The 26,396-nt window shown below is 58.5% G+C and carries 19 protein-coding genes; 15 read left to right on the top strand and 4 right to left on the bottom strand.

What is annotated here, in order from left to right; translation table 11 throughout:
- Positions 1-15 precede the first annotated feature (15 nt).
- The 15 genes from C8N45_RS07015 (at position 16) to C8N45_RS07080 (ending at position 21,663) form a co-directional block, all read left to right on the top strand.
- Positions 16-474 carry a phage tail protein gene (locus tag C8N45_RS07015; RefSeq protein WP_108385501.1) on the top strand — a complete coding sequence of 153 codons (459 nt, stop codon included), beginning with the start codon at positions 16-18 and terminating at the stop codon, positions 472-474.
- 4 nt (positions 475-478) lie between these two features.
- Positions 479-934 (top strand): phage tail protein, encoded by a 456-nt coding sequence (locus C8N45_RS07020; protein ID WP_108385502.1) that lies wholly within the window; start codon positions 479-481, stop codon positions 932-934.
- 1 nt (position 935) lies between these two features.
- Positions 936-1,112, top strand: coding sequence for a hypothetical protein (locus C8N45_RS23170; protein ID WP_168769421.1), 177 nt, complete (start codon positions 936-938; stop codon positions 1,110-1,112).
- 3 nt (positions 1,113-1,115) lie between these two features.
- Positions 1,116-1,802: a CIS tube protein gene (locus tag C8N45_RS07025; protein WP_108385503.1), complete on the top strand. Its 687-nt coding sequence runs from the start codon at positions 1,116-1,118 to the stop codon at positions 1,800-1,802.
- 3 nt (positions 1,803-1,805) lie between these two features.
- Positions 1,806-3,587 carry a phage baseplate assembly protein V gene (locus C8N45_RS07030; protein WP_108385504.1) on the top strand — a complete coding sequence of 594 codons (1,782 nt, stop codon included), beginning with the start codon at positions 1,806-1,808 and terminating at the stop codon, positions 3,585-3,587.
- Positions 3,588-3,696: 109 nt separating this feature from the next.
- A complete protein-coding gene (locus tag C8N45_RS07035) occupies positions 3,697-3,987 on the top strand; it encodes a PAAR domain-containing contractile injection system baseplate protein (protein WP_108385505.1) in 291 nt (96 codons plus the stop codon).
- Between the two features lie 3 nt (positions 3,988-3,990).
- A complete protein-coding gene (locus C8N45_RS07040; RefSeq protein WP_108385506.1) occupies positions 3,991-4,449 on the top strand; it encodes a gp25 family contractile injection system sheath assembly initiator in 459 nt (152 codons plus the stop codon).
- Positions 4,446-5,405, top strand: coding sequence for a hypothetical protein (locus tag C8N45_RS07045; protein ID WP_108385507.1), 960 nt, complete (start codon positions 4,446-4,448; stop codon positions 5,403-5,405). Before C8N45_RS07040 ends, C8N45_RS07045 begins: the two co-directional genes overlap by 4 nt.
- A 46-nt stretch (positions 5,406-5,451) precedes the next feature.
- Complete coding sequence (locus C8N45_RS07050) at positions 5,452-9,351, top strand: baseplate J/gp47 family protein (RefSeq protein WP_133175954.1); 3,900 nt, start codon at positions 5,452-5,454, stop codon at positions 9,349-9,351.
- Entirely contained in the window at positions 9,348-10,157 is an 810-nt protein-coding gene (locus tag C8N45_RS07055; protein ID WP_108385509.1) for a contractile injection system tail -fiber like adhesin, read from the top strand. The genes C8N45_RS07050 and C8N45_RS07055 overlap by 4 nt, the downstream gene beginning before the upstream one ends.
- Positions 10,154-12,337, top strand: a complete 2,184-nt coding sequence (locus tag C8N45_RS07060; RefSeq protein WP_108385510.1) for a hypothetical protein — start codon at positions 10,154-10,156, stop codon at positions 12,335-12,337. Before C8N45_RS07055 ends, C8N45_RS07060 begins: the two co-directional genes overlap by 4 nt.
- Positions 12,334-15,966, top strand: coding sequence for a contractile injection system tape measure protein (locus C8N45_RS07065; RefSeq protein ID WP_108385511.1), 3,633 nt, complete (start codon positions 12,334-12,336; stop codon positions 15,964-15,966). The genes C8N45_RS07060 and C8N45_RS07065 overlap by 4 nt, the downstream gene beginning before the upstream one ends.
- Positions 15,959-17,317, top strand: coding sequence for an ATP-binding protein (locus C8N45_RS07070; RefSeq protein ID WP_245882585.1), 1,359 nt, complete (start codon positions 15,959-15,961; stop codon positions 17,315-17,317). Before C8N45_RS07065 ends, C8N45_RS07070 begins: the two co-directional genes overlap by 8 nt.
- Positions 17,314-20,526, top strand: coding sequence for a hypothetical protein (locus C8N45_RS07075; protein ID WP_108385513.1), 3,213 nt, complete (start codon positions 17,314-17,316; stop codon positions 20,524-20,526). Before C8N45_RS07070 ends, C8N45_RS07075 begins: the two co-directional genes overlap by 4 nt.
- Positions 20,527-20,538: 12 nt before the next feature.
- Positions 20,539-21,663 carry a hypothetical protein gene (locus tag C8N45_RS07080; RefSeq protein WP_108385514.1) on the top strand — a complete coding sequence of 375 codons (1,125 nt, stop codon included), beginning with the start codon at positions 20,539-20,541 and terminating at the stop codon, positions 21,661-21,663.
- On the opposite strand, the gene C8N45_RS07085 is transcribed toward C8N45_RS07080, so the two are convergent.
- The 4 genes from C8N45_RS07085 to ade form a co-directional block, all read right to left on the bottom strand.
- Complete coding sequence (locus C8N45_RS07085; protein WP_108385515.1) at positions 21,644-22,528, bottom strand: DMT family transporter; 885 nt, start codon at positions 22,526-22,528, stop codon at positions 21,644-21,646. The two genes, C8N45_RS07080 and C8N45_RS07085, sit on opposite strands and share 20 nt — an antisense overlap.
- 76 nt (positions 22,529-22,604) lie before the next feature.
- Complete coding sequence (locus tag C8N45_RS07090; RefSeq protein WP_108385516.1) at positions 22,605-22,895, bottom strand: HU family DNA-binding protein; 291 nt, start codon at positions 22,893-22,895, stop codon at positions 22,605-22,607.
- A 133-nt stretch (positions 22,896-23,028) separates the two neighbouring features.
- Entirely contained in the window at positions 23,029-24,510 is a 1,482-nt protein-coding gene (locus C8N45_RS07095; protein ID WP_108385517.1) for an AMP nucleosidase, read from the bottom strand.
- Entirely contained in the window at positions 24,510-26,303 is a 1,794-nt protein-coding gene (ade, locus tag C8N45_RS07100) for an adenine deaminase (protein ID WP_108385518.1), read from the bottom strand. The genes C8N45_RS07095 and ade overlap by 1 nt, the downstream gene beginning before the upstream one ends.
- Between the last annotated feature and the right edge of the window lie 93 nt (positions 26,304-26,396).

Consider the following 26,396-nt stretch of genomic DNA (forward strand, 5'->3'; position numbering starts at 1 on the left):
GAAAGGACGAAAACCATGGCAGATGATGGCTCCGCCCAGCACAATACCATTTGGCCCCTTCCCAAGTTCCACTTTCAGGTCATGTGGGACGATGCGGAAATGGCGTTTCAGGAAGTGTCCGGCCTCGATACCGAATCCGAAGCCTTGGAATATAGGGCGGGCAACAACCCCGTCTTTTCCAAGTTGAAGATGCCTGGCATGATCAAATACAGCAATATCACCATGAAAAAGGGGGTTTTCGTCAACGACAACGCGATTTTCCTTTGGTTCAAGGACATCAAGATGAACGTCATCACGCGCAAGGCGCTGACGATTTCCTTGCTGGATGAATTGCAGGCCCCGCGCATCATCTGGAAGGTCAAGAACGCCTTTCCGGTCAAAGTATCGGGTACGGACCTGAAAGCCGAAGGCAACGAAGTTGCGATTGAAACGGTAGAGATCGCCCACGAAGGTTTCGAGATCGAGACGAAGTAAACCCATGAGCGACTTTACGATCCCTACGGCATTTCATTTCGAAGTGTCGTTCCAGGGCGGTGATCCGGATATTCCGGACACCGCATTTCAGGAAGTCAGCGGGATAGAGACCGAAATCAGCACCGAAGAGCTTGTCGAGGGGGGCGAGAACCAGTTTGTGCACAAGCTGCCCAAGCAGGTCAAACACCCCAACCTGAAACTCAAACGCGGGCTGACCGAGGCCTCTAGCGGGTTGGTCACATGGTGCCAGAACACATTGGAAGGCGGATTTGCAAAACCGATCAAGCCACAGGACGTGATCATCACGCTGCTTGACGAAGATGCGGCCCCGATTGCCAGTTGGTCGGTTACAAACGCTTATCCGGTCAAATGGACGGTCGGAAACCTTGATGCGATGAAAAACGAACTCGCCGTTGAAACTGTTGAACTCTCGTATCTGAGCCTGAAAAGGACAAAATGACATGGCGATTGAAATAGGCAGCCTTGTGGTGCGGGGCACATTTGGCCAGCCCGCAAAATCGGGTGACGGCCTGACCGAAGAACAGGTGCAGGAAATGGTGGACCGTTTGCGCCGCGATATGCGCGAGGTGATTTCAAACCAGATCGCCGCGGTCGAACAGCGGATCAGGGAAGGCTAGCCCGTGACAAAACTGACCATCACCCGTTGCGACACGTCCAAAACGCAGATCAGCCCCAAATCAGGTGCGGCGAATGTGTTTGAGGTCACGATCAACCCGGCGTCTTATACACATAAATACAGCACGAATTTTTCTGGCACCGGGAAGGATCAAGACGCCGCCGTGGGCAAACCTGCGCCTGTGCCGAAATTTTCCGCGTCCGACCCCGAAAAAGTGTCGTTCAGCCTGACATTGGATGGCACCGGGGTTATTCCCGATGCCGCAGACGTCACCGTTTCCGACCAGATCGAGAAGCTGCGCGATATCGCCTATATTTATTCTGGCGATGACCATGAACCCGACGCGGTCCAGCTTGACTGGGGCACGCAACTGAATGCATGGCAGGGGCGCCTGACCGGCCTTGATATCGACTATACACTGTTCGACCCCGACGGCGCGCCGCTGCGCGCCACGATCAAGCTGGATTTCATCGAAGCCCTGACAGAGGCGCAAGTCGCCCGCGAGGCCAACAACAAATCCCCTGATCTGACCCACATAATCCAGGTGGTCGAAGGCGATACGCTGCCGCTGTTGTGCCAGCGCATTTACAAGGATGTCTCGAAGTATCTGGAGATCGCGCGCTTCAATAACCTCGACAATTTCCGCAACCTGACACCGGGAACGCTTCTGCGCTTCCCGCCCATGAGGTAAATTATGGCAGCGTCTCCTCTTGATGATAGCACCGGCCCTCTGGGTATCATTGTCAAGGTGGCTGGAACCGCGATTGCGGACGAAATTGCTGTGTTGTCAGCGCGCACGACACATGACCTGAACCGGGTACCGCAGGCCATCGTCACATTGGCCGATGGGTCTGTTGCCACCAACGAATTTCCGCTCACGGACGGAGCCGACTACAAACCGGGCACAGAGATCGAGGTGCAGGCCCATTTCGGCGACGGCGCCTCGCAAACTCTGTTCAAAGGGATCATCACCGCGACCCGGCTTCGGGTGACTGGCGGTGGCGGGCAGCTTGAACTGACATGCCGCGACAAGGCGATTACACTGACCGAGATTCGTAAGACAACCAGTTTTGTTCAGTCCAAGGACAGCGATGCAATGTCGAAGATTATCGGGGACGCGGGGCTGTCGGCTGATGTGGCCGCCACAATGGCCGACCCTGCCGATCTGGTGCAATATGACGTGAGTGACTGGGACTTTCTGCGCCTGCTGGCAGATCGCAACGGCCATGCCTTGCTGGTTGACGACGGGAAAGTGACCTCAAAAGAACCCGACCCTTCGGTTGGGGCGGCGATGACGCTCACGCTGGGTATGGATATTCTTGAAATTGATACCCAGGTGAACACAGCATCGCTGTTCAAGGAAAGCAGTGTCACCGGTTGGGACCCTGCCGCGCAGGCCACAGTCAGTGAAACGGCTCAGGGCGTAGATAAGGGAAGTTGGGGGAATTCGAGTTTCTCGGACCTGACAGGCGTCACGAGTGACCGCACCCACAGTGCAACAACCCCCTATGCCGCAGGTCAGGTCAGCATGCCGGACATAGCCAAGGCGCGCGCCGCAAGACCACCACTCGCAGCCATGTCAGGCACCTGTCGTTATATCGGGTCTACACTTGCCAACCCCGGCGACACGATCGAATTGACCGGGGTTGGCAACCGTATGGGCGGGACCGCATTTGTCAGCGGTATCAACCACGACCTCAGCGCGGGGAAATGGACAACAACCGCACGCTTTGGCCTGCCTGCGGGCTGGCGGGCTGACAGCTTTGGGCTTGCGACACCCGGTGCCGGTGCCATGGCATCGCCGGTCCATGGGCTGCATGTGGCCACCGTACTGGCCATCGTGGATTCAAGCGGCACCAATCCGATGCAAGATGATGCGATGATCCAGATCAGCCTGCCCTTGATCGGCGCAGAACCGGCAGAGCTTTGGGCGCGCTATGCCCAGCCCTATGCAAGTGACGGCGCCGGCATCCAGTTTTTGCCGGAAATCGGCGACGAGGTGATCGTTGGCTTTCTGTCTGCGGACCCCGGCGCGCCGGTGATCCTGGGGTCACTGCACGGCGGCAGCCTGACCCGCACCAATGAGGCGACCGAGAAAAACGAGCTTAAGACCATCACCACCAAATCGGGTATCCATCTGACATTTGACGACGACAAGGAAATCCTGACCGCCGAAACGCCCGCCGGGCAATCTATCGTGATTGACGATGACGGCAGCACAATCACCGTGACCGACGTTACAGGCAACACCATCACGATGAGCGACAGCGGCATCGTTATGGACAGTCAGGGCACGATCGACATCACCGCCGTTCAGGACATCAACATCGAAAGCAGTGGCGGCGATGTAAATTTGACGGGGCTGAATATAGCTGCCGATGCGAGTGTGGAATTCACCGGATCTGGCGGTGCCACAGCAACCCTCAGCGGGGGAGGACAAGCCGTGGTCGAGGGTGCCATGGTCATGATTAACTAAAGCGTTTCGCCTTTAACCTGAGGAACCAGATAAAGGCGAAACGCCCACAACATATGAAGTTTCCACGGCGTTTCGAGAAACGCTTTGGGGAAATTGGGGGGAAACAAAGATGCCACCAGCAGCACGCCTAACCGATATGCACACATGCCCAGCGTTCAACGGGACCGTCCCGCACGTCGGCGGTCCGATCGTGGGCCCCGGAGAAGCCACCGTTCTGATCGCCGGATTGCCCGCTGCGGTCCAAGGCGACAATTGCGTATGCGTCGGCCCGACGGCCACCATTAGCAAGGGGTCCAGCAGCGTCATGATCGGGGGATCCCCTGCCGCCCGCATGGGGGACACGACCGCCCATGGTGGCAGCATTGTCACCGGCGCGCCAACCGTGATTATCGGGGACTAGGCAATGGCTTTCGAAGATCCCGGATTTTTAGGACGCGGCTGGGCCTTTCCGCCCAGCTTTGATCCCCACACGGGCGAAGCGACGTTGGTTTCGGCCGCCGAGGACATCAACCAAAGCCTGCGCATCCTGTTCGAAACCCGACCCGGTGAGCGTGTCATGCACCCCGAATTCGGCTGCCGCATCCATGATTACCTGTTCGACCCGATGAACAATGCCACCATGCGCGCAATAGAGGCCGCCATTGCCCGCGCCATTCTGTTTTACGAGGCACGCATCCAGACCCACTCTGTCAGGGCGCAAATCAAGACCCGACAAGATCAGATTGATGCTGGCTCCGGTCAGCTTGATATCGCTGTTCTTTATACAATCACCCAGACCAACACGCGCCATAACGCGGTGTTCCCTTTCTACATTACCCAAGGCACCCTGATTACCGACAAACCCATCGAGGTTCTGGAATGAGGATTGCGCGCGCCTTTATCGTTGCAGCAATGGCCATATCGCTTGGCAGTTGCGACACGGTGCAGTCGGTCGTCGACAGCACGATTGAGGCCGCGCAGGCCACCCCCGCACTGGAATTGATCGGCCTTGGCCCCGAATTGCCTTGCGACGTTGACCGATACGATGCGCGCAGGCTGTCCGGCACCTACTACCGCGTTGCCGACGGCTCAGTGGGCGGCGAAGTTCTGTTTGTTACCGGCAGACTGGACCTTTTCACGCGCTCCTCACCGCGCAGTATCATCCTTGACGACAGCAGCGTTTGGCCAATTTCGGAGGGCGCAGATGGGGCATTGTCCACTTTTTGGGGGTCAACGGCATCACCGATCCGCAGCTTGAAGGACGGGACAGACCTGCCGCTGGCGTACACATTGTCCTACCGCGCAAACGCGGTCGATTACACCGGCCCTATGGTTGTGGGCATCCCGCCGCGGCAAGAGGAAATCCCAAAGACCGGCACGTCAATCATGTCGGGTCTGGTGGAGTTAAGCCAAACGACTTTCTCGGAAACCGGTGCACCATCCATCAGCAAGGCCACAGGGCGTTTTGAGTTGCGGATCGGTTATCGGTCGGGCCGTGCGACATTCACCCTTGAAAATATCGCCAGCACCCAAGGCGCGCCGCTGTCCTTTGCAAAGCTGACGTGGAACCGGCTGGCCCTTTGCGGTGCCCGCCTTGTCAGCAGTGGGCAGGGCCTTGTGCGCAAGACGGACAGAGATGGCAAGTTGCTGCCGCTGTTCGGGCCGGATGCCGACCCCGCCGCAGGTGCCTTGCAATTCCAGTCAAGCATGTTTGCCGGAGACACGCGGCCCGGCCCTCCCGGTGGGGTTGGCGGCATCTTTACACTCGAAAGCGATGCCTCCGCGCTGACCGGCGTGTTCCTGTCCCAGAACGTCATCAATCCGGGGGGCGCAAGTTGATCTGCCCCTTCATCGCAATCCATTTTCAGCGCACAGAAAGCTAACCTTGCCCATCAAATGGTCCGACATACCCGTTACCCCCGGTTCTTGCGCCGACGCACGATTGCCTGCGCCGTTGGCCGTGCCGCCAAAACTATGTTCGGAAGATCTGGCGCGCAGCTTTGTCGCATTGGCAAGGACAGCGCCTGAACCGTGGCACAAGCTGCTCAGGCAGGAACCCGCGCTTGTGGCGGCACAGGTTATCAGTTTCCGGCAGGATGATGAGGTCACGCGCTTTCGGTGCGCAATGGAGCAGGGGCAAGAAGCGGCGGCTAATCTTGTCCGGTTTCTGGCGGCAAAGCTTGATGACTGGCTCTCCCGCATGACCAGCCAACATAAGGCCAGTCTGGCAGAGCCAATCGCAGCACTGGACACCCAGATGTCATTGACGACCAAGGTCGGCAAACTGGCAGATGCCTCCATTTCCCGCATGCCCGAGGTCGTCAAGGCGCAAGGGTTTCTGCCCGCGCAGGGAGAGGCTGCGTCCACAGCTTACCGGATCGGGCTGAATGCGGCGCACAGGCAGTTGCTGCACACAATTGCATCGCTGCAACCCCTCGCCAAAATTGCCTTTGAAAACAGACTCGCCTCGCACGAGCTTGATCCGGCAATCGGTCTGATCATTGCAGAACTGACCATGTCGCTAGAGGTGGAAAAGCACGTCAATTATTTCGGCGCACGGCATCGGGCCTTTTACTATGGTGATCTGATCGGTCAGGACCTTCGTGGCGCCGCACCTGAACGCGCGCTGTTGCATCTGCCCTCCGGTGCGGTGCTGCAAAAGGTGCCAAAGGGCACGGGCATCGTGGCGCAACTGGATGACGGGCGCAAAGTCAGGTTCCAGACCGAAACCGAGGTCGCAGTAACACCCGCAAAGGTGGGCGCGACGGCGGCGCTGACATACACCACGAATATGAAGAACTCGCTTGCATCCTCGCTGGGTGCAATCACGGGGATGCATGCGATCATCGACCCTGCGGGGCCGTTGTCGCCGGGCAGACGGGTGTTCAACGCCCCGCCGGAAGCTCCGTTCGACGTCGGGATTGATATCGCCTCTGAAATGTTCGCTGTCGCCGAAGGGCACCGCACAATCAATCTGGCGCTTTACATGGACCGCGCGACCGATCTGCCCGCAGCCTCCTACCCGCAGGACATTGCGCCAGACGCCATCCCCGACCCCAGAATAGCGCTGGAACTGCGCGCTGACCCGGCGCTGGTTGCCACGCTGGATTTCCCGTCCCGGATCAAGGCGATTGAATTCATCGCACGAAGGGTCAACCAGCTTGCCAAAGAGCGCAACTGCATCCCGTCAATGGACCTGATATACGAAGTTATCAGCCGCGAACTTGTGCAACGCGGCAACAAATCAGCACAAAGCCTGCGCACCTTGCTGGGCCGCGTTCTGACCCTTGCCCTGATTGAAAACAGGGCTTGGCCTACCGGGGCATACTGGACAGCACTCGAGGCCGGGATCACCAAACACAAGGCCGCGCTGATGGGGCAGCGCAAGCCAAAGTCAGACGACCAAAAACAAATTGGCGAAATCATCGAAGCATTTACCGTGGTAAAGGGCAAATTCGCCTATGAACCGGCCGAGATTTTTCAAAAGCTGCTGGGGGATGCATTTACGATCACACTGTCCACCGAGACTGGCCCGGTAACCGCGACCACGACAATAATCAAGCCGCTCGACGCGCTGACATCCCAGACCGTGGCCAAACGCAAGAAATCCACCGCCGCCGGCATCGGCGTGCAGCTGATTTTCGCCCCTGAAAAACCGGCCCTGACCCCGCCGCCGGATGGCAGCGCCGCAGCCCCGGTAATGAACATCAGGTGGAACCAGTCCGGCCGCGCCTGCCCGATTACCTTTTTCGAGCGCTATATGCTGGACGCCATTGGCATCACGATCAACGTGAAAGGAGTCAGTCAGGTCTCTGCCTTTAGCGATGACGGGCTGTTGGCCACGGCCCAAAGCTTTCTGCCCTTTGGCGCCCGCCCGAAGGATGCTGCAACTTTCACAGTCTCTGCGCCAGAGATCGTATCAAAACCGGTGACATCCATCGCAATGGCCATTGAATGGGCTGATTTGCCAACAACGCCCGGCGGGTTTGCCGGGCATTACGAAACCTACCCCGACACTGTCGTCATTCCCGAACCCAAGGTGCAAACCGCATATCTGGCACCGGATGGCTGGAAACCGGACCGCGAGGAACCGCTGCCTTTGTTTGAAAGCCGCGCCCATGATGGCCTGTTGCATGACAGGTGGCAGGTCAGGATCAACATCCCCGGCATCACCTTTCCACCTTTACCGCGGCAGGATGCCAAACCGCTCAAGTCGCGCAACAATGTCAAACCGGGTGCCATCCGGTTGAAGTTACAGGATGCGGGCGATTTTGGACAGGCGGCTTATCCGCTTGCCCTTGTCAACGCCATGCGGCCAAGGTGGGTACCCGGACTTCGGCCGCGCAAGATACCACCCGCGCCCTATATTCCCAAGATCAGCAAGTTGCGTCTGGACTACACAGCAAGCGCGACGATGGACCTGGCGGCAACGGAAACCGCCCGGCCTGGCGATCAGGTCACGCAGATTACCCCCTTTGGACATCGTGTCGCCTTTCCCAGAAAGATTCACAGGGATTTCGGGCTATTTCCCAAAAGGCTTGGGCTGGCCAGCCTTTATGTGCAACTGACCGGCGCGGGGTCCAAAAAGCGGCTGGGGTTGCTGTTTGATATCGCCGACAGCGGACACCAGCGGATCGCACCGGATGTCGTGGGTATTCACTGGCATTATCTTACGGCACAGGGGTGGAAAACCCTGCCCGAAACGGTGATCTTTTCGGATACGACCGACGGGCTGACCAAATCCGGCGTGGTCATCCTTGATCTGCCCGATGATGCCGACACACCAAAGGGTGAATTTCCGGACGGCGGTGTCTGGGTCGCGGCATCGACAGATTCGCCGCATTTTGCCACCCACCCGGTCTTGTCACAGGTGCGCACCAATGGCGTCTGGGCGCAGCGCGCTGTCGGGAACGACGATCACGCTGACGGGCCACGCAGCTGGAAGTTTGAAACGCCCATTTCCGGCCTTGCCGCCCCCGTGGAAGCAAGCCGACGTGCCCCGCCCCGTGCCGCCGAAAGTGCGCCGCACTATCTTGCGCGGGTGTCGGAACGACTGCGCCACCGCAAACGTGCCGTCACGCCCTTTGACGTGGAACGTTTGGTGCTGGAAAAATTCCCGGAGGTCTGGATCGCAAAATGCTTGCCCCATCTGACCCGCGCAACCCCCGAACCCTGTCCGGGCACCACGACCGTTGTGATCACCCGGCATCCTCCCGAAGTGATGACCAGCAGCCCCGAGGGGAGGCTTTTTGACCCGGGCACACTCAACAAGGTGCAAAAATACCTTCAAAGCCACGGCGCCGAAGGGGTACAATACGAAGTGGTGAACCCGGCCTTTGACCGCATCCATGTGCGTGCCGCTGTCCGGTTTTCACCGTTTCTGGATGATGGCGCGATGGCCCATAAACTGCGCCTGTATCTGGCGCAGGTCCTGTCTGTCTGGACAGCGAAAGACAGCCTTGGTCAGTTCGGATGGCAGTTGCAGGAACCGGTCCTGCGCGCACAAATAGCGGCACTGGATTACGTCGAGGACGTGACCGATTTTTCTGTCCTGCATTTCATGGTCGACGACACGCCGCATTACCGGCTCGCCGATACCGCGCATTGGGCTGGTGGCCCCGACCATGTGATCCGTCCATCGCGACCATGGGCACTGGCGCTCTCCGCGTCGGACCATGCCATTTCCACATTGGAAACCCCCCAGAACATTCCGGCCACCCCAAGCGGGATTGGCCGATTGAGAGTGGGTGACATGCTGATCGTCAGCGAGGAGGCGCGTCAATGACCAAAAAAGACAGAACCACGCTCAAGGCCTTCTTTAGCGATGGCGCGCTTCCTACTGCCGAAGACTTCAGCCACCTGATCGACAGCGGCGTGAACCAGATTGACGACGGGTTTGGCAAATCGCCCGACGAAGGACTGATCCTGACCGGGACCAGCAACTTCCGCCGGATGATGAGCTTTTATGAAAAAAGCGACTCTCCGGGCCCGACGTGGGTCATCGACCATGGTGAAAGCAGACCCAGTCTGCATGTACGTGCAGGGGCCGCAGGCGCATCTGCGCCGGGCATTACAGTTACGACAGATGGCCGGCTTGGGGTCGACAAAGAAGAACCTGACTGGCGCCTTGATGTAAATGGCGCAGTGCGCAGCCACGGGCGCATCGGCCACCCCCGCAAGGATTTTGCGTCCGTCAAAGCTGACGGCGAGTGGGCGCGCATCACCGAAGACCTGACGGGTTGTCAGGCCTTTGAAGTGATCGCAGGGGTCGGTGGCGAACCCAACCAAGGCCGATATGCGATGACCCATGCAATCGCGATGAATGCCTATCATCCACGCAACTGGATTTATAACTGGTACTTCAAACGCCGCCAGATCAAGGCGCAAACCGCCGTTTACGGAAGCTACGCGGACCGTATCCGACTACGCTGGAAGGCAGGCGAAGACAGGCATACGTTTTATTTGGAGATGAAAACCAACGCCAACTACGGTGGTGAATATGTGATCCGTTACTATCTGACCCAGCTTTGGTTTGACCCGACAATGGAAGGATCGCGCAGCAACAAGACACAGCCGGACGGGACATTATGAAAAGCGACCCGGCCCCGGAACTGCCCTTTGGCACGCTGCGCACGCTAGGAATTGCTGCGGCGCAAAAACTGTCGGGAAACATCTGGACCGACTATAACCTGCATGATCCGGGTGTCACATTGCTGGAACAGACGGCCTTTGCCCTGACGGAAATCGCCTACCAAAGCGACCATAATGTGCGTGACCTTCTGACCCGTCAGGCGCAAGAGACCGATTACGGCCAACTCGCTTTGTTTGCACCGGCAGAAGTGCTGACCAGCCTGCCAGTCACCTTGCGTGACATTGCGGGCATCCTGTCTGACATTACAGGTGTTGAAAGGGTCTTTACACGCAACGGCCCGGCCCTTGGTCTTGTCAGCCTTTTGATCGTTCCCGCCGAGTTGACCACAAGCGACGCAGAGAGAAACACGCTCGTCGAGCAAGTCCGCGCCACATTCGATAAACACCGACTGCTTTGCAGCGATGTACACGCCGTTGAAATTGCGACCCCGCAGCCTGTGCAGTTGCGTGGCACGCTCCAGATTGATCCGCTGGGCGACCCTGACGCCATTGCCGCCGAGGTTATCTTTCGCACCAAACACGTGCTGCGAGGCATCAAGCCAAGCCACCTGAACCAGTTGCAAGGCGCCACGCGCAACGATGCGTTCAGGGACCCCTCGGCCCTGTTGCCCGCACTCCTGCCCGAGGCGTCGGGCGCGAAACAGCTTGATGTGATCCTAACTGCGATCAAGAGCATTCCTTTTGTGCAGGAAGTCACCCATTTCGATGTGATCTCGGAAGCAACCGGGCTTTCGATCAAGGAAAGCGGTTCTGAACTGGCGCCCAACGCCTATTTCGAAACCGGCAGACCAACCGAAAAGATGCTGGGCAACCTGTTCCTGCGGCGCGATAATGCAGCCATTGCGCTCAACATCCATGCCATCAACGACGAACTTGTCAGATGGGAAGCGGCTGAAATTGCCGCCAAAGGCAACCGCAAGGATGCCAACGACTGGGATGTGCTGACGCAAGGGCAGCATCGCAATATCGGCATGGATGGTGTTGATGCAATGCTGCCTGCGATCTACCGGCCGGCGCCGCACGCAAATAACGCCGCGGCAAAAGCCCGCACGCAGGCCAGCAACCAACTATCGGCATACCGCAGGCTTACCAATGCGCATCTGCGTGGCCTGATCGCCCCGATTGCGGGATTATCAGACAGGTTCTGCATTTCTCAAACCATCGATGACACCGACCCCGCGCAGGTCAGGGAACGCGTTGCTGTGCTTGATTATCTGATCGCCCTGCAAGGCGAAGCGATGCCAAAGATCGACCCGGTCACGCTGCATACGTACCGTGGCCTTTCCCAGCAAGAGCGGTGGAAAGTCTCATGGCGTGCCGACTATCTGGCCAACCTTGCCGCGTACAACAGCCTCAAGGGCAGCGCAGACCCGGTGCATGGCTTTGTCGGGCGGGTGACACATCTGGCCGATCTTCAACAGCCTGGCCAATCCCTGATCGACGCAAGCTTGGTCAAGCTGATCCGTCAGCCGCAGCCTGCCCTGCGTGCCAGTCCTGATGCACAGGCCGCCCCACCCGAGGCACCGTTTGATGTTTTCGTAAACCGCCGCGACGATGTTGCACCGCTCGACCAAGAGGGGCTTGCGCGCTATTGCCCGTGGCTGCTGGACGGGCAGACAACGCCGGACCTGTTCCGGCTTTCGGCCCAGCAGACATCTTACAAGATCTTTGAAATCGATGACAAAAGGCTGGAACTGCGCTTTGATCCCGGCGCTGGCTACGCACATCACATTTGCGACACAGGGACGGACCGAAACGCGCTGGAAGAACGTGGCAACCAGATTCGCCTGACCTTCCAGATGCTCAACCAGCAGGCAGAGGAAATCTGGCTGATCGAAGATATTCGCTTGCGACAGGACGCCGTAGATTTCAGCCCGGCCACTGCCTATGCCCTGCTGCCCAACTGGACGCTACGCACCCAAGACCCCGCCTTTCAACAATTTATCAGCAATCTGGTGCGTGAACTTGCACCTGCGCATGTGCATGTGCGTCTGTCATGGCTCAGTCCGTGGAAAATGGAGCTTGTCAAAACACGCCATGCCCGTTGGAAAAAGCAGCCTGACAAGGCCAACACGAGAAAGCTCAGGGCGACTTTGCGCAGGCTTGGGGACTGCCCATGAGGCAACCAAAACCACATATCCCCATGGCTGCACCCAATCAGGTTGGGGTGCTCAACTTTGCATTTGATGTTGTCACGGATCGGCCCGAGCTGACCCCGGACCGGCAGTTGCTGGCGATCCGCCAGACATTGTTGCCCGAACTGGACAGGCTGCTTGAAAAAGCGGCCCTTCAATCGCGCGATATCCATATTGACCAACTGACCCTTGATCTGGGTGCGTTTGAGGTGCCCGTGGACTGGGACACTGTCAGCGCGCGTTTTTCACAGGAACTTACCTCGGCTCTGGCCCCCTATCTGCGGCCATTTGATCAGGTCAGCCCGGTGGCGCATTACCGCCCCTTCAACGCAGGCCTGCAGCCAACACCGCAGGACCTGAGTGATCGCATTCCAGCCATCGAGCCCTCGCAAGACAAGGTCCCGGACCACATAGCGACAACCGCCGTGCCTGACGTGGCGACGGTCTTGCGGCATCTGCGCGCCATTGTCCAAGCGCAAGGCCCGCAACATCGCGCGGCAGCAATCGCGGCCTTGCTCCCGCTTTTGGCGAACAGGGCTATCGGGTCAATGGCAAAGCGTTCTGGGCTTGGCCCGCGTCCGCGTGATCGCGACGACCTTGGGGCATGGTACAAACAACTGGCCCGCAAAATCGACAGGGCAGAGAGGGACGTGCTGCTGACCCTCGCAAAGGCGCTGCCGCTTGGGACAAGACAGCAGATCGCCGATGCCAAGCAGATACGCACGTGGCCCCGCAACATGGGCGGGCAGACGGCTTGGGTCCATGAACTTGCCAGCAAACTGGGCTCGCCCAGCGGTAATGACGATGCGCCTCAGGATCATGCCAACAAAGCGGCGACGCTGAAACCGCTCTTTGACGATATCGGCCAATTGGCCGGAATTGGCACCATAACTGTCGCGCGGATCGCAGCCATATTGCGCGAGCTTGCACGGTCCGGCACGCCTCAGCGCACCGATGCACCGCAGCCCACGGCAGCCGACCTGCGCGCCTTAATGCGGACCGACAAGGCACAGGCAGAAGCAGCGCTGGACATGATGCCCGCGCCTTTGGTTCTGGACCTGATCACCGCGCTTCTGGGCCAATCGGACGGCCCGTTGCATGACGCACTGGCCCGTCTGCGCACCGTGACCAGCCCTGATGCCGCCTATAGGCACATTGCCCGCGCGCTCTTGCTTGGCGAAACAATTGATATCGACGCCGCGCGTAAGGCGGGCGCAAGTGCGGCTAGTCCCGACAGGACGCTTAAGACTAACCAACTGGCCCGCACGCTCCAACAGCTGGTTTCAGCGACGACACAATCTGCGCGCCGCGAAGCTACAGCCCGGGCGGATCAGGTCCGGAAATCAGCCCCGGGCAAGTTGCGGCAAACCGCGCCTGACACTCAAGGCCCGGGCGATCCCGCCCTTGACCGGGTCAGTTCTGATGGTGAAACATCTGAGCAATCCAACCCCGGTGATGCAGCCGCGACGGCAGTGGACAGCGGGACATCTGCCTCGGCACCAACTACACAACCGGGTGATTTTTCGGATCGCGCGCAATCTGAGTCTCTTGACCGCCTTGCCTCTGGCCAATTTTCAGATCCCAGCAGGCCGCATGATGCCACGCAATCGCTTGACGCTCCGTCACCTGACGGCCCAGAGCAAGGCGCGCGGGGTCATGTCACTGAAAACGACACATCGTCCAAGGCGCCCAAAGCTGCGGAAACCCCAAGAGCAAAGCGTGCAACCCCTGACCCGGACCACGCGAAGTTTTCAGATCACGTTGCTGAAAACGAAGCCACAGACGCATCTGCCGACCCCACAAGCGAACCCGCGCAGACAGGCGGCAGCCCGGATGATGTGACATCCGCCGCGGGCGCACGACCCACGCCGGATGGGGCAGATGCAGCACGCGCCAGTCATGCGCCACAGACTCCAGAGACATTTGCCCAGCGAGCTGACACCCAAGCAGCACCTACTCCTGAGGCGATAGCGGACAGTCAAAGCCGCACAGATCCAGAGTCAGCCACAGCGCCCTTGCAGCCAGTTGCCGGAACAGACCGCAAATCGGATAATGAAAGCCAACCAAAGGAAACTGGCAGGGGGCAGGACGACGTTGCCCGTCATAACGGCGACGATGCGGCGGCCCGATCAAATCCCGCCCCCACAGATCAGTCTGGCTCTGACGCTTGGGGCGCCGATACGATCTTGGGACCCGATGGCTTGCCTGCTCCAGCCGTTTCATTGGGTGAAGGCGCGATCGCCGAAGGTCCGGACTTTACCCAAACCAAGCTGCGCGGTCCCGCCTTGAGCAGGCAATCGGGGACCAGCCCGCAACATACGCCCAGTCGCAGCGGGCCAAACCCCGCATCAACAAACCCGGCATCAACAGATTCCGCGCTGGGCGCAATCGCCGACGCGCTGGACGCGGATCATGATCGCGCACAGGCCCCGACTGACCAAGATCACAATCAAGAAACCGGTGCCGCGGGCAACCTTGATGGGCAGACCGGTCAAGACGCCCCGGCAACATCCAAGAGCCCGCTGCACACCAGTCAGGATGAAGCGGGACACACACATTCCCAACCCGACGATACCAACGGGAAAGATGCAGGGCACACCGCCGCAGAAGGAAGCCAGACGCCCAGCGCTTCCGCTGGGGACAGGACCCCGCAAAAGGTAGCGCAAGATGATCTGAATGCTCAGACCTTAGACGATCATGTGCTAGAGAATGCCGCGCAGCAGAAACAACTTGCTGACATATTGGACGCATCATTGCCCGATATCGGCCCACATGCACGGCAGGGGTTTGAGTTACTGTGGGCGCTCTTGCGCAGTGACAAGCCAGCCCAATCCGAAGCGGATTTCTGGATCACAGCCTTTGGTGTCGCACTGGACCAGGCCGCTCCGAAATTCGAAGATACTATCCATCAGTTTGTCAGGGCCTTGACGAGCGCGGAGCCCGATCCGTTCATCCTGCGCGGCATGATTGCACGCCTTGGCTATGGGACAGAGCAGGACGCGGCGTTGCGGCACCGGACCCGCGCAGCACTCGAACAATTGTTGCAGGATCCTGCGCAAGAGGCTCCTCAAGCGGCGGAAGTGACCCCAAAGCCAGCCTCACGGCACCCCACTGACTGCGCGGGCCTTGTGCTCTTTCACCCGTTCATAACTTTGCTGTTTGACCGTCTGGAAATCGAAAAAGACAAGCGCGGCATCTTGCCGGAACATCTGGGGCGCGCGGCCGGTGTGCTGGGGGGACTGGTCAGGGCAGAGGCGCCCGTCGATCACCCGCTTGATCCACTGGAACGCTGCCTGCTTGGCCATACAGCCGATACGCCACTGCCAGAGCGGGCGCCCCTGATGGCCAGTGACCTGCAACTGATCGACAGTCTGGTTCTGTCGGTTATTGAACGCTGGGGTCGGTTGGGCAGTACCTCTCCGGGCGGGTTGCGCGAGACGTTCGTCGCACGAAGCGGGCTGATTGATGACAGTGATGCGCAATCCGATGTGCTGACGGTCAGCAAAGGTCCATTCGATATGCTGCTGGACGGTTTGCCATGGTCGATCAGCCCCGTCGCCCTGCCTTGGATGCCGAAGCCTCTGATAGTGAAATGGCGGGGGCATGATGACTGACCTGACCCCCAAGACAGACATTCACGCCCAAGCCCTGATGATGGAAACCCATTGGCTGGGCGAAGTGATCACCGCCCGGCTGCAACATTTCTTTGCCGACTCTCAGGATGCGTTTGCCTTTCCCAGCGCCCCGTCACTGCCCAAAGGGGCCGCCCTGACCAATTTGATCGCCGAGGCTGGACTTGATACGGCCGGGCGGCTTGTTCTGGCGCTTGCCCTTGCGCCGCAGATCAATCCTGCCACGCTGGACCCGTTTTTCGTGCGCAATACCGCGATTGACAGGGTGTTTTCAGAGTTCGGGGCCGTACGGGTGGACACGGCCAGCTTTGTCCCTACGGCGGTTACCGCGCTATTTTTGCTGGGCGGCGGCGATACTGACAAGCGGATCAGTGCGATGCAGATGTTTGCGCCCGATCACCCATTGCGCCAAAAGATCGGGCTGACCGTGGGGCAGATCATCGACCAGACTCAGGCGCAAACCGGCAATCTTTTGTCCGGGCCGCTTTCACTGCCGCCGCACCGGGTCATCGCGCTTTGTGCGGGCACGCCGCCAGCGCCTGACTTTTCGCCACAGTTCCCGGCCAAACGCCTGAGCACCCGTCTGGAATGGGATGATCTGATCCTCCCCCGCGAGATCAAGCATAACATCAACCATATGATTGGCTGGCTGGAGAACCAAAAGACAATTCTGGACGATTGGGGATTGTCCGGCAGGCTATCATCCGGTTTCAAATCCCTGTTCTATGGGCCGCCGGGGACAGGCAAGACACTGACCGCGACGTTGTTGGGCAAGCGGACGGGCTTGCAGGTCTACCGGATCGACCTTGCCATGATTGTGTCGAAATACATCGGGGAGACGGAGAAAAACCTGTCTCATGTGTTTGATCTGGCGCAGGAAAGGGACTGGATCCTGTTCTTTGACGAAGCCGACGCGCTGTTCGGGGCGCGTACCGCGACCTCCAGTTCCAACGACAGGCATGCCAATCAGGAAGTATCCTATCTGTTGCAGCGGATCGAAGATTGCACCAGCCTTGTCATTCTGGCCACCAACCTTCGCAGTAATATCGACGAGGCGTTCTTTCGCCGTTTCCAGATGGCCATCGGCTTTACCAAGCCCGATGCAACGCTTCGCAAACAGCTTTGGGATAATATGCTGTCCGATGTGCCGCTTGCGGGCGACGCAGATACCGCAGCCATTGCCACCGAATTCGACCTGACCGGCGGCGCGATCACGAATGTCGTGCGGCACGCCGCAATTACCGCCCTGCGGCGCGGGTCTGCACAGGTCAGCGGGCAGGACCTGCGCAAAGCGATTGCCGACGAACTCCGAAAAGAAGGACGCACAGTATGACCTACTTGCTCAGACAGGCGATGGCCGTTTTGCTTTTCGTCCTTGTGCCCGGTCTTGTCATGGCCAACTGCGATCTGTTGCGCACAGCCGAAATCCCTGCCGACCAACTCGCACAAGTCCGTCCCATTCAAAGCGGCCTTCGGACCGCCATGCAGGATGACAACGCATTGCTGCAAGACGGCAAGTTCGGCGCATATACCCGTGTGACGCTGGTGCAGTTCTGCATGGCATATCCCCTGCCTGACGATGTGGATACCCTGACGGGCACGCTGACGGCTGCGCGCGATTACGATGTTTTGACGCGGTTGCGGCGCGATTGGTATGATCAAACCAGTGTGCCCGCCTTTGCGGACAAACTGCTGGAAATTGCGCCGGACGGTCTGAATCTGACGACACTCAGCCTTGCGGGTCCGCGCCGGATGACTGCCGCGATCCTGAACGGCGATAGCCCGTCCACGCAGCATTGCGCCGATCTGCGCCCGCAAGACCTGCCCTCTGATGCGCAAACGGCTGTGCAGACGTTTTCCATGATTGATCCTGTACGCTGGCCCGATGTGCCCGCAATTTGCAGCAGCCTTGCCGCGCCGCAAGGCAAGGACGGGACAATTGCCGCCCTGACGCGGTTTGGCAAACTCGAACAGGCACTGTCCAGCAGCCTCAGACAGGTGATGTCACCCGACTTCACACTTTGGCTGGGTGAGGCGATTGAAACGCGCGGACCGCGGCTGGCGGGAAATGCAGACATCGTTCGTGCGCTCGTCACCGAGTATCGCGCCGAAAACCGGGCAGGGATGCAGCGCGATTTTTCCCCGATCTATGATCGGCCCTTTCCGGCCTGTGGCAATTCAGGCGAGACAGGGATCATCGCCTTCACGGCGTTTGATCAGCGCCTCTTTGACAGTCTGACCGCACCTGTTGATGTGCTTACCCTGCTTGAGCCACTGGGCGAGCAGACTTTTTCCAGTCGGCCCGCCTTGCGCAACGCGGTCCTGCGCACGCTTGACGGGCAAATCAACGCCTGCTTGCACGAACAGATCAGTGCTGCGCTCGACGACGACCAGAATTTTGGGGAATTCTACACACTCAACCCTGAACTGGCCGAAAATCTGGCGTTGGTCGAGGACTTTGCAGATGCCGCGCCGGTTTTGCCGATGCTCATCGGGAAAACCGCCCCGAGCCAGGACGCGCTGCTGTCGGGGGTGCGCAGCATGATCCAGATCGCGACGCAAGAACGCATCATGGCCGAGGTTGAACTGGCCGCCGAAACGCTGGCGGCGGCGGCAGAACCAGTTGAACCTGTCTTTGACAACCTGCCCGTCGGACTGGAAGACCAGATCGAGCCGTTGGACCTGAACCCGACGATCGGTGTGACCGAAGCCACAGACAGCGCAATTCTGGCGACCGTCGCAGACCCTGAATTCCAGAAGGCGCTGCTTGCCACTACCTATCAGCCCGCACCAAATGCCGAGGTCCTGAAAGGAAACGTGCGCGATGTTCTCTCGCCCATCGCGGCCCAAAAGGTTGTGACATCAGTGAACCGCGATATGGCGCGCCTGTTGTCGGCGGTAGAAAACCCTTGGGCGCTGACCGCGGACCTGCGATCAGCCATTCAGGCAGCACCTGCAGTCACCAGCATCAACGTCAATCCCGACCTTGTTGCCGTGATGGAAAATCTTGCTGATTTGGAATATCCGAATACCAGATTGTTCGAAACCGCCGTGAATGCCGCCGTCGACAACCTGGGGCTGGACAAAACCGAAACACCTGTCACCGACATCCGCATCCTTGCCGAACGGACAGCCCCGGCGCTGAACGCTCCGCGCATCAGCCACGTGGCGTTGCCGGATTGTGGGTGCGTGCGTCTGCGCGAGGGCAATAAACTTATCTATGGCTTCTATCCGTTCTGGAAGGCGCCACTTGCCAGCGCCACAACGACCGTCGATAGCGATGAAGTGCAGGCCGAGCAGACCTATCTGATCGACTTCGGCTTGGTTGGGCGCGCTGCCTTTTACGGGGTCGAAATTGTGACTGACGAGGAGGCCAGCGCAGATTCCACCCGGGTTTCCCTGCGCAATGATGGCTTCTGGCAGGAACGTGGCTGGGATTTCATCAACGCAGCCCACCAGCATCGGGCCAAGGCTGATCTGGCGATCCGGCTGAACGGATGGCAGACGTGGGAAGAAAAGGACATCAGCGCTGCATCCCAGCAGATCACGGCCTTGTTGCAGCCATTTCGCGGCATCAGTGACTATGCGTGGTCACAGACCCCGCGCCCTTACGAGTCCTTGATTGACGGGTTGTGGGGCGGTTGGCAGGTGGACGGGCTGACCCTTGAAGTGCCAGGATATGACGGCAGTTCTGCGGTCACACCCAATATTGGCAACATTGTCACCCTTGTCACACAGATCAAGTCAAGCCGGATCGGCGAACGCATCGATGTAAATCTGGCATTTGATTTGAATTTGGATCCCAAGTTTCAAAATGTGCCCCTGTTTGGCGAAATCAGGGAATTGCTTGTCGGCGGCAGAAACAGAGATGTCGAGCACGTGCTGGTGTCCCTTCAACAACCGACGACCGACAGCAAGAAACAGCTCCGCCTGCGGATGGACCTTGGCGGTGCCAGAGGAGCGCAACGCGCAGAGATTTTGGACAACATCCTGCCGGTTTTGCCGGGCGGCGGCCACCGCGAGATCAGAACAAGCCCCACGCCACCTTCTACGGTTCCGGGCGTTGAATTCAGCCAGTTCGCGGATGATCTTGTCTATTTTCATCAGAATTTCGGCGGCGTTGGCTTTTGGCCTATCCCAGACCCGACCAACGACGACACCCCCGAAATGGTGATACGCATTGATGACACGTTCGAAGAACATCTGCTGCAATCGCCCTTGCCGGGATCCATTTCAATCTTTCCCTGTGGGTTTATCTGCACAAACAGGGGACTTGTGGCCACCGCAGCGGCGCTGCTTTTCATGATAACCGGGGTTATTGTCTGGCGCGCCCTTTATAGCGGTGCTGCGCATGAGTTTGCCTATGATTACAAGGCCGCATGGATCACGGGCGGCCTGCTGTTGCTGATCCTGTTTGCAATGAACCTGTGCGATCCCTTCGGCGTATTCCCCAAGATCATAATGATACTGATACTTTTGGGGGGAGCCACCGCCTTTGGCTACCATTCCTATCAGGCCATCAAGAACGGCCCGAAACCTTAAGGAGACATGCCCATGCTTGGCATCAAGAAAAACAGCCTCGTTCTGGCCGCGTTCATCCTGTCCTTTGCCGCTGTTTGGCAAATGGGTGCCCATTGGTTTGAACAGGCGCGCGTACTGGCTGCCAATACCAAAGTGGTCAGCACACAGGCCGAAGTTACGGAATATCTGGACGGGCTAGGCAGCGAAAACGCGGCACGGGTCGAGGTGCCAACAGGGGTTTTTATCCAATCTCTTGTGTTCTCAAGCAGCAGCAACGTGAACCTGACGGGCTATATCTGGCAGAAATACCCTGTCGGCTATCCCTATGAAAAAGGCATCATCTTTCCTGAACAAATCGCATCCGGCGATACCGTGATGAAACAGGAATATACCGAAATGGTCGCGCATGAGGGCGCGCAACATGAACTGATCGGCTGGTACTTCGACGTGACGGTGCGGCAGTCGTTCAACTACTACCGCTATCCTCTCGACTTCCTAACAATCTGGCTGCGGATCTGGCCCGCGGATTTCGAAAATGACGCTAACATTCGACTGGTCCCTGACTTCGGCAGCTACGACGACCCAACCGCCCGGAAATTCGGGCTGGATGCCGATCTCGTGCAGGGTGAATGGAATATTGACCAAAGCTTTTTCAGCTACCGCGATGTCGCCTATGACACCAGTTTTGGCTATCCTCCCACCGCAGACGATGACCTTTATCACGAGCTTTACTTCAACCTTGGCGCAGAGCGGAAATTCATCAACGCATTCGTCATAAATCTGGTGCCGCTGTTTGTTGTGGCGCTTCTGCTTTTTGCAGGCATCATGACAATTTCTGACGATAAAGAGCAATCCAGCCGCTTTGGGTTCAGCACATCAGGGCTGATCGGCACGTGTTCTGCGCTCTTCTTTGTGGTCATGTTAAGCCATATTCAGGTGCGGGCGCAGTTTGCAGGCTCCGGGCTTGTCTATATCGAATATTTCTATCTGGTCATGTATGGGATGATCCTGCTGACAGCGCTTAATGGCTATCTCTTTTCACTGCACCGCCGCAGAGCGTTGGCTTTCCTGCATTACGAGGATAATTTCATCGCAAAGGTCAGTTTTTGGCCGGTCCTGTTGTGGGCGATGCTGCTGATCACGTGGGCGATGCTATAGGGGCGGGTTGCTTTGACAACTGCACCGCCAGAATCCCGCCCGCGATGATGGCCACGCCCAGCACATCAAGGGCTGTGATGCGTTCGCTAAGCAAGACAGCCGCGATGACAACCCCGAAAAACGGGTTAAGGAAGTGAAAGGTCGAGGCCCGCACGGCCCCGATCTGGTTAACCAGCATGAACCAGACCCATGTGGCCGCAAGCCCCGGAACAAGGGTGGTGTAGGTAAAGGCCACGATCAACTGCCAGTTCCACGTGACGCTGAATTCTTCCAGTGCAAGGGCAGGGACCGACAGCACCGCACTGCCCACCAGCATCTGCAAGCCTACGATCATCAACAAATTGCCACCTGATGCAGCCCCTGACACGGCCATTGTCGCCACGGTCAGCGACAGTACGCCAATGACACACAGCACCAGCCCGAACAGATCAACCCCGCCCTGTATGCGTGCGCCCATAATCAGGATCACCCCAATCAGGCCCGCCACAAGCCCTGCAAAGCCCAGTGGCTTGACCCGGTTGCCAAGCAACATCCAGCCTGCAAGCGCCACCAGCAACGGCATGGTCGACGCGATGATTGCGGCCAGTGACGCGGGCAGCGTCTGCATCGCAACGAAATTCAAACCCAGATAAAGCGCGTTCTGGCAAATGCCGAAGATCGCGACACCTGTCCATTGCCGCCGTGACAAGCGCGCCGATTGCCCAATCGCTGCGGCGATGCCCACACCGATGAGGCCGGAAATCAGAAACCGGAAAGCAAGGGCGGTCAGCGGCGGTGCAAATTCCACGATAACCCGCGCCGACGTAAAGGCTGACGACCACATCAACGCAAAGGCAAGGCCCATGGCGATTGCTTTGATATCCATGTCACCTCGCAAATAAAAAGGGCCGCACAATGGCGACCCTTTCTGAAACTTTACTGGGGCGCAAGACCCGACAGACTTAGCTGTTCACGCTGTCTTTCAAAGCCTTGGCGATTGTCATTTTGACGGCCTTGTCAGCTTCTTTCTTGATCTGCTCGTTGGTGGCAGGGTTGCGCACCATGCGCTCTGGGCGTTCGCGGCAGTAGATCTTGCCGATACCGGGCAGCGTAACGGCACCGCCGCCGGAGACCTCACGGGTGATGATAGCTGTTACAGCATCCAGTGCAGAACCTGCTGCTTTCTTGTCCATGCCTGTTTCGTCGGCAAGTGCAGCTACCAGCTGCGCCTTTGTCATTGGTTTTGTCGCCATTTTACTGGTCTCCCTCGTTCGCCCAGCAGTTGGGCCTATTGCCCGCACATATAACGGGATGTTGTGGCACACCACAACGATTAGTATGTCATTTCAAGTGAAAATAACGCTGTTTTGGGTGTTTTTTGCCGTTTTACAGGAAAGCTGTCTCTTCAAAGCTACGCAATTTACGGCTGTGGATGCGTTCAAGCGGCATATCACGCAATCCTTCCATCGCTCTTATACCGATCATCAGGTGCGCCGCCACCTGTGTTTTATAGAATTCAGTTGCCATTCCGGGCAATTTCAGCTCCCCGTGCAGGGGCTTGTCGCTGACGCAAAGTAGGGTCCCATAGGGCACGCGGAACCGATAACCGTTGGCTGCGATCGTAGCACTTTCCATATCCAAGGCGATGGCCCGAGATTGCGACAGCCGTTGCACCGGCCCTTCATGTTCGCGCAGTTCCCAGTTGCGGTTATCGATTGTGGCCACGGTGCCTGTGCGCATGATCCGCTTCAGCTCGTAGCCTTCCAGCTTGGTCACATCGGCCAGCGCATTCTCCAGCGCGATCTGGATTTCAGCAAGCGCCGGGATCGGTATCCAGACGGGCAAGTCATCATCCAGCACGTGATCTTCGCGCAGGTAAGCGTGCGCCAGCACGAAATCACCCAGCCGTTGCGAATTGCGCAGGCCGGCACAGTGCCCCACCATCAGCCATGCATGGGGGCGCAGCACGGCGATATGATCGGTTGCTGTTTTCGCATTGGACGGACCGACACCGATATTGACCAGCGTGACTCCGCCGCCGCCTGCGCGCTTGAGGTGATAGGTCGGCATCTGCGGCAGTTTGGCAGGCGCTTCAATGACTGTGTCCGCATCGGTAATCTCGACATTGCCGGTACTGACAAAGCTGGTGTAGCCGCTGTCAGGATCAGCCAGCATCTTGCGCGCGTAGGCTTCGAACTCTTCCACATAGAACTGGTAGTTGGTGAACAGCACATGGTTCTGGAAATGCTCGGCTGCAGTCGCGGTATAGTGCTGCAAGCGCGCCAGTGAATAATCGACCCGTTGGGCCGTAAAAGGTGCCAGTGGTCGGGCACCATCGGGGAAGGTAAAGCCGGTGCCGTTCACAATGTCATCATGTGTCGTGCTCAGGTCGGGCACGTCAAAATTGTCGCGCAGGTTGAAATCCATGGCCCCGTCATGCGGGATCGTCAGGTCCGGATCGTTGGAAGCCGCAAAATGCACTGGAATTGCCGTACCCGACGCCCCGATGACCACGGGCACGCCATGGCTTTTGATCAGCAGGCCAATCTGCTGTTCAAGGTAAGATGCAAACAGATCAGGGCGGGTGACGGTCGTGGCATAGACCCCCGGCTCTGCCACATGGCCAAACGACAGGCGCGTGTCAGTCTTGGCATAGGTCGTCGTGGTCAGCCGGATTTCAGGATAGAAAGCGCGTACCCGTGTTTCCGGCTGGCCGTTGGCCAAAGCATCGGTGAAATTGGACGACAGAAACCGGACCCCTGCGTCGTAAATTTCTCTCAGACGCGCGACGGCTTTCGCCGGGTCGTCAAAGGCCTCGGGGCGGGGAATGTCAGGTGTACGGATTTCAACTGTCTGCGCCATGTTCATTATTCTTCTCCAAACAGGTCGGTAATTTCAAATTTCGTCACATCGACCAAGCCAAGATCAGAGATGCGCAACGCTGGTATGACAACCAGCGCAAGCAGCGAATGCTGCATGTAGGCGTTGTTGAGCGTGCAGCCGCAAGCCGCCATCGCCGCAACCATCTGGTCAGCTTTTGCCGCAACCTCGGCCGCAGGTCTGTCCGACATCAGTCCGGCGATGGGCAATTCCACCAGCGCCAGTTCGGCCCCGTCTTTCCAGACGGTGACGCCACCGCCGACCTCGCCCAATCTGTTCGCTGCCTTGGCCATCAATGCCCGGTCGGTGCCTACGACGATCATATGATGGCTGTCGTGCGCAACAGTCGATGCAATCGCCATCTGCCCCGTGTAGCCAAAGCCGGATACAAAACCGTTCGTCACATGCCCCGTCGCCCTGTGTCGTTCGACTAGCGCGATCTGATAGGTGTCGTCCTGCCCCTCGACCAATCCGTCAACAACAGGCAATTCAGCCAGCAACGCTTGCGTCGGGGCCTGATTTTCAACCACGCCAATCACCTTGGCTGTGACTGAATTTGCGCCCTCAGGGGCGGTGATCCCAAAATCGGCTTCGGCGAGGGTTTTGCCCATGCGCACGGTCTGGCGCGCATCGGCAGGCCAGTCGTAATGCGGGCAATCCACAGTTATCTTGCCATTCTCGGCGACAGTCTGTCCGCGCGCAATCACTTGCTCAATCGGCAAGGTCCGCAGGTCCGACGTCAGGATTACATCAGCCCGCCGCCCCGGCGCGATTGACCCCAATTCGCGCTCCAGCCCGAAATGCGTGGCGGTGTTGATCGTGGCCATTTGCAAAGCAATCAATGGTTCACAGCCGCAGTCAATCGCATGACGCACAACACGGTTCATATGGCCGTCGTTGACCAGCGTGCCGGAATGGCAATCATCGGTGCAAAGGATAAAGTTGCGCGGATCAAGCCCCTTTTTCGTCACGGCGGTAATCTGGCTTTCCACATCATACCACGCAGACCCGAGCCGCATCATCGACTTCATCCCGTTGCGCACGCGGGCAAGCGCATCCGCCTCAGCCGTGCCTTCGTGATCGTCCGCAGCACCACCCGCAACATAGGCGCTGAACGGCAGCCCCTTGTCGGGGGATGCATAATGCCCGCCGACCGTCTTGCCCGCGTTCATCGTCGCCGCCATTTCAGCCAGCATCTGGGGGTCGCCATTGATGACACCGGGAAAGTTCATCATCTCGCCGAGGCCAATAATCCCGGGCCATGCCATCGCTTCGGCCACATCTTCGGCGGAAATCTCGAACCCAGTCGTTTCCAGTCCGGGGGCAGAGGGCGCGCAGGAGGGCATTTGCGTATAGATGTTGATGGGCTGCATCAGTGCCTCGTCGTGCATCATGCGCACCCCGCGCAGGCCGAGCACATTGGCAATTTCATGCGGATCGGTGAACATGGTCGTCGTGCCATGCGGAATGACCGCAGCGGCAAATTCAGCCGGTGTCAGCATGCCGGATTCAATATGCATATGACCGTCGCACAGGCCAGGGATCAGATAGCGGCCATCCGTATCAATCACCTGCGTATCAGGGCCAATGCAATGCGACGCATCCGGCCCGATGAAAGCGAAACGCCCGTCAGCGATAGCCACATCCCACTCAAGCACTTCGCGCGACTGCACATTCACCAGCCTGCCGCCACGAATGACCAGATCAGCATGTTCGCGACCTGCCGCAACGGCAACCAGACGGGGGGCCGACTCGGCCCATGATTTAATGAGATTTTCCATCCCCAATGGTTTCACTGATTTTTGGCAGGTTCAAGGGGGAAGGCACAAACTGCAATTCTTGCTTGGGTGACTGTGATGCGGACGAAGCTGCCT

Origin of the sequence: Yoonia sediminilitoris (genome assembly GCF_003058085.1) — a bacterium.
Lineage (GTDB): Bacteria > Pseudomonadota > Alphaproteobacteria > Rhodobacterales > Rhodobacteraceae > Yoonia > Yoonia sediminilitoris.